This is a genomic window from Pseudodesulfovibrio sp., assembly GCF_028692895.1.
Lineage (GTDB): Bacteria > Desulfobacterota > Desulfovibrionia > Desulfovibrionales > Desulfovibrionaceae > Pseudodesulfovibrio.
Genome location: NZ_JAQUWN010000080.1, coordinates 1 through 13,405, shown reverse-complemented (window position 1 = coordinate 13,405; position 13,405 = coordinate 1). Strand labels below are relative to the sequence as shown.

Genomic DNA, 13,405 nt, shown 5'->3' with positions numbered 1-13,405 from the left:
TCTGGTACCAGGGGAGGGACTCGAACCCTCACAGTATCGCTACCGGCGGATTTTGAGTCCGCTGCGTCTACCAATTCCGCCACCCTGGCGTGGTGAAGGTTTCCATAGGGCAGCCAACGCGTTCCTGTCAATCTTCTTGTCACCCGACACGCTTGGTGCTAGCACCTTCGGACGGCTCTCGCCGACAAAGGATGCGCCCATGATTCCTCTCGGTTCCATCGTCAACGCACTGGCCATCATCTTCGGCTCCGTCCTCGGATGCTGGCTCCAGTCCCGCTTCCCGGAACGCATCCGGGCCATCGTCTTCCAGGGCCTCGGCCTGTGCGTCCTGCTTATCGGCATCCAGATGGCACTCAAGGTCGACAACATCCTCATCGTCATCTTCTCCATCCTCCTCGGCGGCATCACCGGCGAGCTCCTCCGGCTCGACACCCTCTTCGAACGCCTCGGCAACCGCTTCAAGACCATCATCAAGTCCGACAACGCCCAGTTCACCGACGGGCTAATCACCTCCTCCCTCATCTTCTGCATCGGCGCCATGGCCATCGTCGGCTCCCTGGAGGAAGGCATCCGCGGCAACCCGACCATCCTCTACACCAAGGCCATCCTCGACGGCTTCGCCTCCATCGCCCTGGCCGCCTCCTACGGCTCCGGCGTGCTCTTCTCCTTCATCCCGGTCTTCCTCTACCAGGGCTCCATGACCATCGGCGCGGGCTTCTTCCAGCAGTACTTCTCCGACCCGATGATCGCCCAGGTCACGGCCTGCGGCGGCCTGCTCATCATCGGCATCGCCATCAACCTGCTGGAGCTCACCGAAATCCGCCTGGCCAACCTTCTGCCCGCCCTGGGCTACGTGGTCGCCCTCACCGCCATCTTCGGCTAGGCCGCCCGACCGCGCGCCGGGCCTCTCCTTTTCCGCAAAAAAACAGGCCCGCAACCATCCGGTTGCGGGCCTGTCGTTTCGCAGTAGCGGTCCGGCTATTTGCCGGTGAGGACCTTGCCGACCTTGTCGAGGGCTTCCTGGAGGGTCTCGTCGGCCACGGCGTAGGAGAAGCGGATGCACTTGTCGTCGCCGAAGGCCGAGCCGGGGACCAGGGCCACGCCCGCCTGCTCCAGGATCTTGGTGCACATGGCGGCCGAGTCCGGGGCGTCGGCGGTGTAGAATTGGTCGAGGACCGGGAAGAGGTAGAAGGCGCCGTCCGGCTTCGGGCAGGGCGCGCCCCAGCCGTTGGCTATGACGTCGTAGGCCAGGTCGCGGCGGCGGACAAAGGCCTGCTTCATCTCCTCCACGATGTCCCAGGAGCCCCGCAGGGCGGCCAGGGCGGCCTTCTGGGTGATGGAGTTGATGTTGGAGGTGGACTGGCCCTGGATCTTGGACATGGCCTTGGTCAGCTCCTCGTGGGCCAGGGCGTAGCCCACGCGCCAGCCGGTCATGCAGAAGGACTTGGAGAGCGCGCCCACGATGGCGATGGTCTCCGGATGGGCCTCCCAGGTCTTGGCCAGGGAGACGGGCTCGAACGGGGCGTATACCAGGCGGTCGTAGACCTCGTCGGCGATGATGAAGACCCCGTTGTCGCGCGCCCAGGCGGCGATGGCCTCAAGCTGGGCCTGGGTGTAGCAGCAGCCCGTGGGATTGGAGGGCGAGTTGAGGATGAGCACGCGGGTCTTTTCGGTGCGCGCGGCCTCCAGGGCGTCGAGGGTGGCGAGGTAGCCCTGCTCGGCGGTGGTGGGCACGTAGACGGACACGCCCTCGGCCAGTTGGACCATGGCCGGGTAGGAGACCCAGTAGGGCGAAGGGATGAGGACCTCGTCGCCGGGGTTCACCAGGGCCATGAGCAGGTTGTAGAGGACCTGCTTGCCGCCGTTGGAGATGATGGCGTTGTCGCCGGTGGCCTTGGCCCCGTAGAATTTGGCGTAATACCCGGCCACGGCCTCGCGCAGCTCGGGGATGCCGGGGACCGGGGTGTAGCGGGTGAAGCCCTCGTCCAGGGCGGCCTTGGCGGCCTCGCGGACGTGGGCCGGGGTGCCGAAGTCGGGTTGGCCCACGGCCAGGGAAATGATCTCGCGGCCGGAGGCGCGCAACTCCTGGGCCTTGGCGTTGACGGCCAGGGTGGCGGACGGCTTGATCCGTGCCAGACGTTCGGAAATCTTCATGGAACCTGCTCTCGATGGTTGGTGGTTGGACGCTCCCCCGCCCCATAGACCAAATGGGACCGAAGGTAAATCCGCTTTTGAACGGGGCCGGGGAAAATGTTGCCTCGACCCTTGACCCGTCTACAGTTTCACAGTTCAGGCATCAAGGCGTCAAACCAACACAAAGGAGGCGCTCATGCCGATTTTTTTCTGCGATCACAGCGCACCCAGCGAGCAAACGCTGCTCGATGCCGCGCCGGAGGCCGACTGGCCCCAGCCCTGCCCCGCGTGGGGGCGCGACTGGATCGGCCACCGGCAATGCGGGCTGTCGCGCTCGGCCCTGCTCTAACAACGACCGCATCGGGCTGCCTTGCCCGCAAGGGTGCGCCAGGGGCGAATACCGCCGCCCCGGGGGAGGCCGGATAGCGCCGCGAGCGTCGCCCCTCCCTGCGCATCCATGACGCGTTTATAATTTTTCTCAGGCGTTTGTAGCGGAGACGAAAGTGCGGTATGCAAGGTCTGCCCCCCCGATCGCGCAATGCGGGAGGGGCGGCTGCCCGGAGGGAGCATGTGGCCGACGTTTTCCCAACGATTCCTGCTGATTCTCGCCCTCGCAACCTGCCTCGCGGCGGGGCCGGCGGCCAGTGCCGACGACGCCCTGCTCCAGGTGAACACCCGGCCCATATCCATGAGCCCGGAGGAGCGGAACTGGCTCGACGCGCACAAGGAGATCCGGCTCGGCCTGTGGCTCGGGCCGCCGCCGGTCATGTTCCGGGGCGACGACGGCTCCCTCCAGGGGCTGGCGCCCACCTACGTCAACCTCATCGTGGCCAAGCTGGGCATCGAGCCTCGGCGGGTGCGCGCCTCGGGACTCACGGCCATGAACGGCCTGGCCTTGGCCCGCGAGGTGGACATGGTGGCCGCCCTGCCGATGGACCGGGCCAACGCCGAGGCCATGGTCCTGTCCGAACCCTACGTCTTCCTGCCCATCGTGCTGGTCACCCGGTCCGACTTCCGCTTCGTCAGCGGGCTGGCCGACCTGGCCGGTTCCACCGTGGCGGTGGGGCGCGACTGCGTGCCCGTGGCCCGGCTGGCAAAGGACCATCCGGAGCTGAAGCTCCTGATCGTGGACGACCCGGCCGAGGCCATGCGGGCCGTGGATTCCGGCCGGGCCGACGCCTATGTCGGGGCCCAGGCCTCCGTGGCGGCCTTGGCCGAGCGGCTGGGCATCGTCAACATCCGCATCTCGGCCATCACCGAATATTCCCACTCCCTGGCCGTGGGCGTGCGCCGCGACTGGCCGGTGCTGCTGGCCCTGGTCAACCGCGCCCTGGCCTCCATCTCCGTGGACGAACGCAAGACCATCGACGACTACTGGACCGTACTCCACCACGGCCAGTGGGTGTCGCGGCCCAGGGTCTGGCGCCTGGTGGGCGGCTTGGTCCTGGGCGCAAGCGCGCTGCTCGGGGTGATCCTGCTCTGGAACCTGCGCCTGGCCCGCGAGATCCGGCGGCGCAAGCGGATGGAGGAGGCGGTCCGGCGGGCCCACGCGGCCACCCGGCAGATCATCGAGTCCGCGGACGTCATCATCGTCGGTCTGGACTACGAAGGGCGGGTGCGCCTCTTCAACCGGGCGGGCGAGGCGGTCACCGGCTACTCGCGCGACGAACTCATGGGCCGGGACTGGTTCGACCTGGTGGTGCCCCGGGAGCGTTTCCTTTTCGCCTGGGACGAATTTTGCCGCCTGGTCCGCGGGGGGCCGGGGCCCACTGCCGAGACCTTCGAGACGCCCGTGCTGACCAAGGACGGCGAGGTGCGGCACATCCTGTGGCGCAACTCCGCCATCGGCCCGATGAACGGCGGCGACGAGACGGCCATCCTCTCCTTCGGCACGGACATCACCCATCGACTCAAGGCCGAGGAGGAGCTTCGCCTCACCCAGTTCGCCATGGACAACGCGTCCCTGGGCATCCTGCGCGTCCGCCCCTCGGGCCGCATCGTCTACGCCAACCGCACGGCCGCGACCATGCTCGGCCGGACCAGGGGCGAGATCCGCAGCCAACACCTGGCCGACCTGGGCCCGTTCCCGCCCATGACGCCCTGGCAGCCTTTCTGGGACCGGCTGGTCCAAGCCAGGGTGCTCAACCTGGAGTCCTCGCTGGAGACCCTGCAGGGCCCGGCCATGCCGGTTTCGCTGCGCCTCCACCACCTGCTGTTCAAGGGCTCGGAACTGGCCATCTGCTTCCTCGACGACATCACCGAACGCAAACGGGTGGAGCACCTGCGCGCCGACGTGGAGCGGATGATGCGCCACGACCTGCGCTCCCCCACCCTGGCCGTGCAGACCATGCTCCTGCTCCTGGAACGCCGGGGCGGGCTGAACGACCGGCAGCTCGACCTGCTCTCCCTCGCCCGCGACGCGGCCAAGCGCATGATGGGCATCATCGCCCTCTCCCGCACCCTCTACCGCATGGAGGAAGGCGTCTACGAGCCGGAACGCGTTCCCGTGGACCTACTGCCCGTGGTCTCCTCCGTGGCCGAGGAGCTGGGCGACCTGATGCGGTCACGCCGCATCCAGTTGGAGGTCACCGTGGGCGGCCGGCCGACCAGGCCGCGCGCGGCCTTCCTGATCCGGTCCGACGAGCTGCCCTGCTACGCCCTGCTCCTGAACCTGCTCAAGAACGCCGCCGAGGCCTCGCCCGAGGGCGGGACCGTGACCCTGGACCTGAGCACCGGCGAGCGCCACGTCATCACCGTGCACAACATGGGCGCCATCCCCGCCGCCATCCGGGACGTGTTCTTCGAAAAATACGTCACCGCGGGCAAGCCCCAGGGCACCGGGCTCGGCACCTACACCGCCCGGCTCATCGCGGGAGCCCTGGGCGGCGACATCGCCTTCACCACCTCCGAAGAACAAGGAACGACCCTGACCGTGACACTGCCCGTCTGGACGGCGCAGAGCGGTGAGACCGATTCCTAGATAGCTGTCGCCAGCCAGGCCAGTCGGGGCGGGAGTTTCCCCCGTTTTTGACGCCCCGGTGCAATTTGCGCTGGCCTTTCGGACCCACTTTCTGTAGTCTAGAGATTCTCTAGCGCCCTCTTGCATCCGGGCGCTTTCCAAAATATTTTTTCCAATATTTCAATGTGTTAAAAGAGGTCTTCTATGTCGGAACTCAAGATGCCCGCCCGTTTGCCTGAACCGATCATCAACGAAAACGCAAAGATAGTCCTGCAGCGGCGGTACCTGCGCAAGAACACCGAAGGCGTGCCCTACGAGGACCCCAAGGGGATGTTCTGGCGGGTGGCCTCGGCCATCGCCCAGGAGGAGGCCAAGTACAAGGACTCCTCCTACAAGCCCGCCGCCCTGGCGCGCGAGTTCTATGACCTGATGACCTCCTACCGCTTCCTGCCCAACTCGCCCACGCTGATGAACGCGGGCACCGGCCTGGGCCAGTTGGCGGCCTGCTTCGTCCTGCCCGTGGGCGACTCCATCGAGGAAATTTTCGACGCCGTGAAACACGCGGCCATGATCCACAAGTCCGGCGGCGGCACCGGCTTCTCCTTCTCCCGGCTGCGCGCCAAGGCCTCGGTGGTGGGCTCCACCGGGGGCGTGGCCTCCGGCCCGCTCTCCTTCCTGCGCATCTTCAACTGCGCCACCGAGCAGATCAAACAGGGCGGCACCCGGCGCGGGGCCAACATGGGCATCCTGCGCGTCGACCATCCGGACATCATGGAGTTCATCAAGGCCAAAGAGCGCGACGGCGAGCTGAACAACTTCAACCTCTCCGTGGGCCTGACCGAAAAATTCATGCGCGCCGTGGAAAAGAAGGAAAACTACGACCTCGTCGCCCCCAACTCCGGCGAAGTGATCGAATCCCTCAACGCCCGCGACGTCTTCAACCTCCTGGTCCACAAGGCCTGGGAGTCCGGCGACCCCGGCATCGTCTTCCTGGACCGCATCAACCGCGACAACCCCACCCCCAAGCAGGGCGAGATCGAATCCACCAACCCCTGCGGCGAACAGCCGCTCCTGCCCTACGAGGCCTGCAACCTCGGCTCCATCAACCTGGGCACCTGCTACCTCAAGGGCAAAAACGGCCACGACGGCGAAATCGACTGGGATGAACTGAAAAGGATCATCCACCTCGCGGTCCGCTTCCTGGACAACGTCATCGACGCCTCCATCTACCCCCTGCCCCAGATCACCGAAACCGTGGGCAAAAACCGCAAGATCGGCCTGGGCGTCATGGGCTGGGCCGACCTGCTCTACCAACTGCGCGTCCCCTACAACTCCCAGACCGCCGTGGACCTGGGCGAACGGATCATGAAATTCGTCCACGACGAGTCCCGCAGCGCCTCCAAGACCCTGGCCGCCGAGCGCGGCGCCTTCCCGGCCTACGCCGACTCCGTGTTCGGAGAGGCCAACCTCGGGCCCTACCGCAACGCCACCACCACGACCATCGCCCCCACCGGCACCCTCTCCATCATCGCGGGCTGCTCCTCCGGCGTGGAGCCGCTCTTCGCCCTCAGCTTCGTCCGCAATGTCATGGACAACGACAAGCTGGTCGAAACCAACCCGTTCTTCGAAAACGCCCTCAAGGACGCCAACGCCTTCTCCCCCAACCTCATGGAGGAGATCGCCAAGGTCGGCACCATCCGCAAGATGCGCCACCTGCCCGAAGAAATCCGCACCGTCTACGTCACCGCCATGGACATCGCGCCCATCTGGCACCTCAAGATGCAGGCCGCCTTCCAGAAATTCACCGACAACGCCGTCTCCAAGACCGTCAACCTGCCCAACTCCGCCACCAAGGAAGAGATCTGGGACATCTACTGGAAAGCCTACGAGTACGGTTGCAAAGGCGTCACCGTGTACCGCGACGGCTCCAAAACCTCCCAGGTCCTCTGCACCGGCGACGGCGACAAGGCCAAGGACGCCAAGGCCGCAGGCAAATCCGTGGTCAAGGGCCGCCCTGACGTCATCTACGGCTTCACCCAGAAAATCGCCACCGGCCTGGGCATGCTCTTCCTCACCGTCAACGAGGTCGACAACAAGCCCTTCGAAGTCTTCGCCACCATCGGCAAATCCGGCGGCTCCATCACCGCCAAGGCCGAAGCCATCGGCCGGCTCGTCTCCCTCGCCCTGCGCTCCGGCGTCGAAGTGCGCGAGATCGTCCAGCAGCTCAAAGGCATCGGCGGCGAAAATCCCAAGTTCATGAAAAAACACCTGGTCAAATCCATCCCCGACGCCATCGCCTACGTCTTCGAATCCCGCTACCTGCAAGGCGAACACGTCGACGGCGAAGTCGCCTCCCTCAACCACGAACTCTGCCCCGAATGCGGCGAACCCCTCGTCTTCGAGGAAGGCTGCCATATCTGCAAGTCCTGCGCCTACACCAAGTGCGGCTAGGACCCACCCCCATCGCCCAATGAAAAGGCCGCTCCCGATCGGGAGCGGCCTTTTCATTGGGCGCGGGAATGCGGCATGGGGAGAATGCCTCCGGCGGCCCCTCCGGGGAGGCCAGGGCGCTGCCCTGGACCCGCCAAAGGCGAGCCTTTGGAAACCATTCTCCGCTTTCGCGGGGGCGTAGCCCGGTCAAGCGACTCACGCCCGCAGGGACGGACTGCCCGCTCGCCCCAGCCGGGGTGTTTTTTGAAGAAAAGAAAACGGCCAGTACTCAAATCAAGAACCCCGCCCCTGCCAATGGATCAGACGCCGTAATGGCAGACTTTTCAAATCTTCACCAAGCAGTTCACACGGCGTGGGCTTGTGTCCTGAAAGGTTCGGCCGGTCCGATCCCGTCCCGAAGGGCGGGAACGGACCGGCCGAACCTTTCAGGACGCCGCTTAGCCGCCGCCAGCCAAGCCTCCCGCCAACCACCTCCCGGCTCCCGGGCTACTCGCCCGCGCAGCGGAGAATGGGGTGCAGGGGCTTCGTCCCTGCCGGGTCCAGGGCAGCGCCCTGGTCGCGCCGAAGGCGGCCCCCGCCGGCGAGGCGGCCGCCAGCGGCATTTCCCCGCACGCCCTACCGGTTCTCCAGCCGACAGGCCTGGCTGTAGTAGGCGCAGGCGTCGCCCATGTCGGTGGGTTGGGGGGCGATGACGACGTTGGGGACTCGGCCGAATTTCATCCAGCCCGAGCGTCGGAAGAGGACGGCGTCGGGGTGGAGGGTTTCGTCGAAGCGGACGAGGACGCGCATGGCCCCGAGGGGGGTGACGAGGTAGGTGTCCCGTTCCGGGGCCACGCCGTCGCAGGCCTGGCAGGCGGGCGAGATGAAGACTTCGGGGTAGCCTGCCTGGTCGGCTTCCGGGACTTGGGACTGGAGGTATTTGCCATCGACCAGGGAGAGGAGCTGGAGCGGGTAGTCGGGGTCGCGCGCGGGGTCGGGCGTGAGGGTTTCGGGGAAACGGTAGAGCTCGTCCGGGTGGCCGAAGCGCAGGCCGGAGAAGGCGACGGGCGGGTAATGGGCCTTGACGAATCCGCGCGAGCGCAGTTCGTCGAGGGAGATGCCGGACTTTTTGAGGCCTTCGCGCAGGCAGGTATCCTGATCGGGCAGGCGGACGGGCCGGGCGAGGCGCAGGCCGAGGTCGGCGAGGAAGTCGAAGTCTACGCGCACGTCGCCGCGCGGTAGCACGGCCTGGGCGCAGTGGTTGACGTAGTTGTGCAGGCAGGAGCCGATGACGTCCTCGCGTTCAAACATGAGAGCGGGCGGCAGGATGACGTCGGCCGCGAGCGCTGTGTCGGTCATGAAGCAGTCCTGGCAGACGACGAAGGGGCGGCGCAGGGCTTCGGCCAGGGCCAGGGAGTCGGGGACCTGGTTGACGACGTTCATGCCGTCGATCCAGACGAAATCGACGGGCGGGTCGGCGCGGCGCATTTCGCGGGCCAGGTCGTGGATGAGGAATTCGCGGCGGTGCGCGTGGATTTGGTAGCCGTCCACGAGGTGGCCCCAGGAGGCGAAGTTGCGGCCGGAGGAAATGTTGTAGTAGGCCCCGCCGCCGGGCTGGCCCACGTTGCCGGAGATCATGGCCAGGGCGTTGATGAAGCGGACGTTCTGGCCGCCGAAGCGGTAGCGCTGGAGGCCCCAGCCGATGAGGGTGGCGGTGTTTCCGGTGTCGGCGTACCAGTCGTAGAGCTTTTCCACGTCGTCCACGGAGACCTGGCAGGCGGCGCAGAGGTCGCGCAGCATCAGGCCGTCGACGAGGCCGCGCATGGCGGGCCAGTTGGCGGCGCGGGTCAGGACCCAGGGGTTGAGTTCGCCGGATTCCAGGTAGAGCTTGAGCACGGCGGCGGCCAGGAAGCGGTCGGCGCCGGGTTTGACGCGGATGGTCTCGTCCGAGAAGTCGGCCATGGAGTCGCCGCCGGGGGAGATGGACAGGACCTCGGTGCCGTTTTTGCGGGCGCGCTTGACGATGTCGAGGACGTGGACCGAGGAGCGGTCCAGGTCGCGGCCCCAGTTGACGATGCGCGAGGCGTTCAGCAGGTCTTCGGGCTCGTTCTGGTGCAGGACGCCGAAGTCGCGGATCGATGCGGCGATGCCCGCCTCGTCGCAGACCGAGCCGCGGGTGGCGGTGGCGCCCAGGGCGCGGAAAAGGACGGAGCTGGCCGTGGCCAGGATGCCCCGGTAGCCGTAGCCGTGGACATGCAGGATGGACTCGGGCGTGGCGCGGGCGGCGTCGAGCCGGGCGGCCACCAGGTTCAGGGCCTCGTCCCAGCCCGCCTCGCGGAACCCGTCGCCCTCGCGGATGAGCGGGGTGGTGATGCGCTCGTCCGAGTCGATGCGCTCGAAGTATCTGGCCCCCTTGCGGCAGCAGAAGCCGCGCGTGAAGGGGTGTTCCGGATTGCCCCGGACGGTCCGCTTTTCCAGGTCCACCACAAAGGAGCAGGAATCGCCGCAGTCCATGCTGCAAGCCGCGATCGTCGGCATGTCTTCCTCCAGAAACGGCCGGTGTCGGCCGCGCTATTGTTCCAGGGCGGACGTCTCGGCCCGCCGCTGTTTTCGGCTGTTTTGCATCAGGTCTTCCGCGCCGCTCCACACGGTGCGGACCACGTCCCGGAATTCCCGGAGCGGCGAGCGGTAGCCCGCCCCGGCGGGGTAGGAAAGGCAAAGCGGCACCTGGAGCGTATCGGGCCAAAGCACGGCCCGCTCTTCGTTGACCAGGCGGCTGGCGTCCTCCTCGCGCAGCACGGCCACGCCCATGCCCTCGGCCACCAGTTCGCGCATGATGTTCTCATCCTGGGTCTGCTCCACCTGGTTGGGCTCCACGCCGTGGGCGGACATGCGCTCGCGCACGGCCAGGTGGAACGGGCAGCCCCAGAAGGAATGTATCCAGGGCAGCGCGGCCAGCCCCTTCCAGTCGCCGGGCTCGACGCGGTCGGCCCACTTGATGGGGATGGCGATACGCAGGGCCACCTGGGCGATATGCTCGTCGTGGACGCCCTCCTCGCCCCACATGCCGAAACGGAAACCCGCGCCCATCTCGCCCGAGCGCAGGGCGTCGGCGGTGTAGCGGCTCTGGGAGACGATGAAGGAGAGCTGGGCTTCCGGCAGGACGGCGCGCATACGGCGCGAGAGCTCGGCCATGCGCAGGAAGGCGGGGTCGGTGTTCAGGCCGACCACCAGCCGGGTGGACTCCGCGCTCTTGAGGGACGCGGCGCGCGCCCGGAACTCCTCCATGGCCTGAATGGCCGAACGGGCATAGGGCAGCAGCGCCTCGCCCTCGCTGGTCAGGGCCATGCCCCGCGCCCGCCGCTCGAAGAGGGGGAACTCCAGCTCCTCCTCCAGTTGCTTGATCTGTCCGCTCAGGGCGGACTGGCTCAGGTACAGGGTCTCCGCCGCACGGGTCAGGTTGCCCTCAAAGGCGATGGCCAGAAAACACTCCAGCTTGCGCAGGTCCATGGCTCCTCCCGCGAGCATTCGGGATTACCGAACGCTCTCCCTGGGATTTCGAATTGGATTTTTCGAGTTTGTTGCATGATAGACGGCATAAATCAAGCAAAGGACGCTGCATGACCCAACGGAAAATCGGAACCACGTCTTTGGTTTTCATGATGACGGGAGGGGTGCTCGGCTCGGGCGTCATCATCCTGCCGCCCCTGGCGCTCCAGAGCGCCGGGCCGTGGGCCCTGGTCGGCTGGGCGCTCATCGCGGGCTTCGGGCTGGCCTTCGCCTACGTCTTCGCCCACGTGGGCACGCTCTTCCCCGGAGAGGGCGGCGCGGCCAATTCGGTGGAGCGCGCCTTCGGCCCGGCGGCCAAGCGGCTGGCGGCCTTCACCCTCTCCGGCGCGGCCCTGTTCGGCCCGGCGGCGGTCATGCTGACCATCGCCGACTACCTGCCGCCCCAGTTGCGCCCCTCCTCCCCCGCCGGGGCCTACGCGGCCGCCGGGGTGATCCAGGCCGTCTGCGCCCTGCTGCTGGCCAGCGGCCTGCGCAACGTCGGGCGGGCGGCCACCATCCTGGCCTCGGCCGCCACCATCCTGCTCCTGGCGGGCTCCACCGCCACCCTGGTTCTGCGCTCCGGCCCGGCCGCTCCCCTGCCGCCCTTCGACGCCGGGGCCATGGGCTATACCCTGCTGCTCCTGTTCTGGGGCGTGGTCGGCTGGGAGGTGGTGGGCAACTACGGGGCCGAGGTGCGGGACCCGAGGCGCACCGTGCCCCGGGCGGCCGTACTGGCCGCCGTGGCCATCGCCGTGGTTTTCATGGCCGTGGCCTCGGCCATGCAGTTCGGCGTGTTCCCGGCCGGGACGGCCCCCGGCGTGGGCGCGCTGCTCGCCCCGCTCTTCGGCGACGCCTCCTCCCTGGTCATGAGCGGCATCGTCACCGCCCTGTGCGTGACCACCTACCTGGTCGTGGTGGGCGGCGTGGTCCGGCTGGCGGCCCACCTGGCGCAGGAAGGCGCGTTGCCGCGCGTCCTCGACCGGCGCAACGGAAGCGGCGTGCCCTGGGTGGCCGTTGCCGGATACACCGTGGTCCACCTCTTCCAGATTTTCCTGGTCTCGCGCCGCGTCCTGGACCTGGCCGTCATCGTGGCAGTGGCCGACGGTTTTTTCCTGACCAACGCCCTGCTCGGCACCCTGGCGGCGGCGCGGCTCTTCACCCGCCCCCTGCCGCGCGCCGTGGCCGGGGGCCTCAGCCTGGGGCTGGCCGTGATCCTCTCGCGCTCGAACTGGCAGGTCCTGGCTGCCATCCCGGTCATGGGAATGTTCTCGCTGTGGCAGGTCCGGCGCGGGACGGGGTCCGCCCCGGCCCTTGACATCGCCACGGTTTCCATCAAGGATTCCTAGTCCCGGCCGCCGGGCTAAAACCGATCATCCACGGAGCAGACAATGAGCCTTTTCGGAACCCCCGTTCCCTTCTTCAAGATGCAGGGCTGCGGCAACGACTTCATCGTCATCGACAACCGCGAGCTCAAGGTCCCGGTGGCCGACATGCCCGAGTGGGCGAAGAGGGTCTGCGCCCGCGCCTTCGGCGTCTACGGCGACGGCATCTTCTTCCTGGAGGAGAGCGACGACCCGGCGCTGGCCTACCGCTGGCACTTCTACAACAACGACGGCTCACGGGCCGAGATGTGCGGCAACGCTTCGCGCTGCGCGGGCCGCCTCTCCCACGCCATCGGACTGGCCCCGGCCGAGCACGTCTTCGGCACCGACGCCGGGCCCATCCGCGCCAAGGTCCTCACCGAGGGCGAGGACGCGGGCCAGGTCAAGGTCCAGCTCACCCCGCCGACCGGCATCAGGACCGGCATCGAGCTGACGGTGGACGGCAAGCCGCTGACCATCCACTTCGCCAACACCGGCGTGCCCCACGCCGTGGTTTTCGTGGACGACGTCGAGGCCGTGGACATCATGGACCTCGGCCCCAAGCTGCGCTACCACGAACATTTCGCGCCCGCCGGGACCAACGTCAACTTCGCCCAGGTGGTGGACGGCTCGACCATGCTGCTGCGCACCTACGAGCGCGGCGTGGAGGGCGAGACTTACGCCTGCGGCACCGGCGCGTCGGCCACCCAGCTCCTGGCCCACACCCTGGGCTTGACCGGGACGGCGGCCGCGCTGACCACCACGGCCGGGGAGCAGCTCAAGGTTTTCGTCGAGGACGGCGCGCTGTTTTTGCAGGGCGCGGCCGAGCTCACCTTCAAGGGCGAGCTGTACCTGGAGGCCATGGGGCTGAAGTAGGGCCGCCGTTTTTTTTGGGGAAAGACAAGGAAGGCCCCGTCGCCGGGGCCTTTCATCGTGTTTTTCGCGTCGCCGCCTAGGCGAGCAGTTCTTCGAT

Annotated in this window: 9 protein-coding genes and 1 tRNA gene; 6 read left to right on the top strand and 4 right to left on the bottom strand. The window is 67.3% G+C overall.

The annotated features are described in order from the left end of the window. Nucleotides 1-2: 2 nt before the first annotated feature. Nucleotides 3-89: transfer RNA gene (locus tag PHP91_RS15135), tRNA-Leu, on the bottom strand. Between the two features lie 110 nt (nucleotides 90-199). Between PHP91_RS15135 and PHP91_RS15130 the strand changes: the two genes are divergently transcribed. Further along, nucleotides 200-883, top strand: a complete 684-nt coding sequence (locus tag PHP91_RS15130; RefSeq protein ID WP_300142538.1) for a DUF554 domain-containing protein — start codon at nucleotides 200-202, stop codon at nucleotides 881-883. A 95-nt stretch (nucleotides 884-978) separates the two neighbouring features. Here the strand turns inward: PHP91_RS15130 and PHP91_RS15125 are convergent, their stop codons facing one another. Beyond that, complete coding sequence (locus tag PHP91_RS15125) at nucleotides 979-2,154, bottom strand: pyridoxal phosphate-dependent aminotransferase (RefSeq protein ID WP_300142535.1); 1,176 nt, start codon at nucleotides 2,152-2,154, stop codon at nucleotides 979-981. Between the two features lie 175 nt (nucleotides 2,155-2,329). Here PHP91_RS15125 and PHP91_RS15120 point away from each other — a divergent pair, with 175 nt between their 5' ends. The 3 genes from PHP91_RS15120 (at nucleotide 2,330) to PHP91_RS15110 (ending at nucleotide 7,543) form a co-directional block, all read left to right on the top strand. Next, nucleotides 2,330-2,482 (top strand): hypothetical protein, encoded by a 153-nt coding sequence (locus PHP91_RS15120; RefSeq protein ID WP_300142532.1) that lies wholly within the window; start codon nucleotides 2,330-2,332, stop codon nucleotides 2,480-2,482. Between the two features lie 219 nt (nucleotides 2,483-2,701). After that, nucleotides 2,702-5,113: a transporter substrate-binding domain-containing protein gene (locus tag PHP91_RS15115; RefSeq protein WP_300142529.1), complete on the top strand. Its 2,412-nt coding sequence runs from the start codon at nucleotides 2,702-2,704 to the stop codon at nucleotides 5,111-5,113. A gap of 183 nt (nucleotides 5,114-5,296) precedes the next feature. Then, nucleotides 5,297-7,543 carry a vitamin B12-dependent ribonucleotide reductase gene (locus PHP91_RS15110; RefSeq protein WP_300142526.1) on the top strand — a complete coding sequence of 749 codons (2,247 nt, stop codon included), beginning with the start codon at nucleotides 5,297-5,299 and terminating at the stop codon, nucleotides 7,541-7,543. Between the two features lie 615 nt (nucleotides 7,544-8,158). Here PHP91_RS15110 and PHP91_RS15105 read toward each other — a convergent pair. Both PHP91_RS15105 and PHP91_RS15100 read right to left on the bottom strand, forming a co-directional pair. Next, on the bottom strand, nucleotides 8,159-10,060 hold the full coding sequence (locus tag PHP91_RS15105; RefSeq protein WP_300142523.1) for a molybdopterin-dependent oxidoreductase: 1,902 nt from the start codon (nucleotides 10,058-10,060) through the stop codon (nucleotides 8,159-8,161). Between the two features lie 33 nt (nucleotides 10,061-10,093). Then, nucleotides 10,094-11,032, bottom strand: a complete 939-nt coding sequence (locus PHP91_RS15100; RefSeq protein WP_300142520.1) for a LysR family transcriptional regulator — start codon at nucleotides 11,030-11,032, stop codon at nucleotides 10,094-10,096. Between the two features lie 110 nt (nucleotides 11,033-11,142). Between PHP91_RS15100 and PHP91_RS15095 the strand changes: the two genes are divergently transcribed. Continuing rightward, entirely contained in the window at nucleotides 11,143-12,417 is a 1,275-nt protein-coding gene (locus PHP91_RS15095) for an amino acid permease (protein WP_300142517.1), read from the top strand. Between the two features lie 42 nt (nucleotides 12,418-12,459). Then, nucleotides 12,460-13,308, top strand: coding sequence for a diaminopimelate epimerase (dapF, locus tag PHP91_RS15090; RefSeq protein WP_300142514.1), 849 nt, complete (start codon nucleotides 12,460-12,462; stop codon nucleotides 13,306-13,308). Nucleotides 13,309-13,405 lie beyond the last annotated feature (97 nt).

Bases quoted from the DNA above. Each gene is read 5' to 3' on its own strand.
- PHP91_RS15115 (WP_300142529.1), top strand. From the start codon at position 2,702: ATGTGGCCGACGTTTTCCCAACGATTCCTGCTGATTCTCGCCCTCGCA.
- PHP91_RS15120 (WP_300142532.1), top strand. From the start codon at position 2,330: ATGCCGATTTTTTTCTGCGATCACAGCGCACCCAGCGAGCAAACGCTG.
- PHP91_RS15125 (WP_300142535.1), bottom strand. From the start codon at position 2,154: ATGAAGATTTCCGAACGTCTGGCACGGATCAAGCCGTCCGCCACCCTG.
- PHP91_RS15100 (WP_300142520.1), bottom strand. From the start codon at position 11,032: ATGGACCTGCGCAAGCTGGAGTGTTTTCTGGCCATCGCCTTTGAGGGC.
- PHP91_RS15130 (WP_300142538.1), top strand. From the start codon at position 200: ATGATTCCTCTCGGTTCCATCGTCAACGCACTGGCCATCATCTTCGGC.
- PHP91_RS15095 (WP_300142517.1), top strand. From the start codon at position 11,143: ATGACCCAACGGAAAATCGGAACCACGTCTTTGGTTTTCATGATGACG.
- PHP91_RS15110 (WP_300142526.1), top strand. From the start codon at position 5,297: ATGTCGGAACTCAAGATGCCCGCCCGTTTGCCTGAACCGATCATCAAC.
- PHP91_RS15105 (WP_300142523.1), bottom strand. From the start codon at position 10,060: ATGCCGACGATCGCGGCTTGCAGCATGGACTGCGGCGATTCCTGCTCC.
- dapF (WP_300142514.1), top strand. From the start codon at position 12,460: ATGAGCCTTTTCGGAACCCCCGTTCCCTTCTTCAAGATGCAGGGCTGC.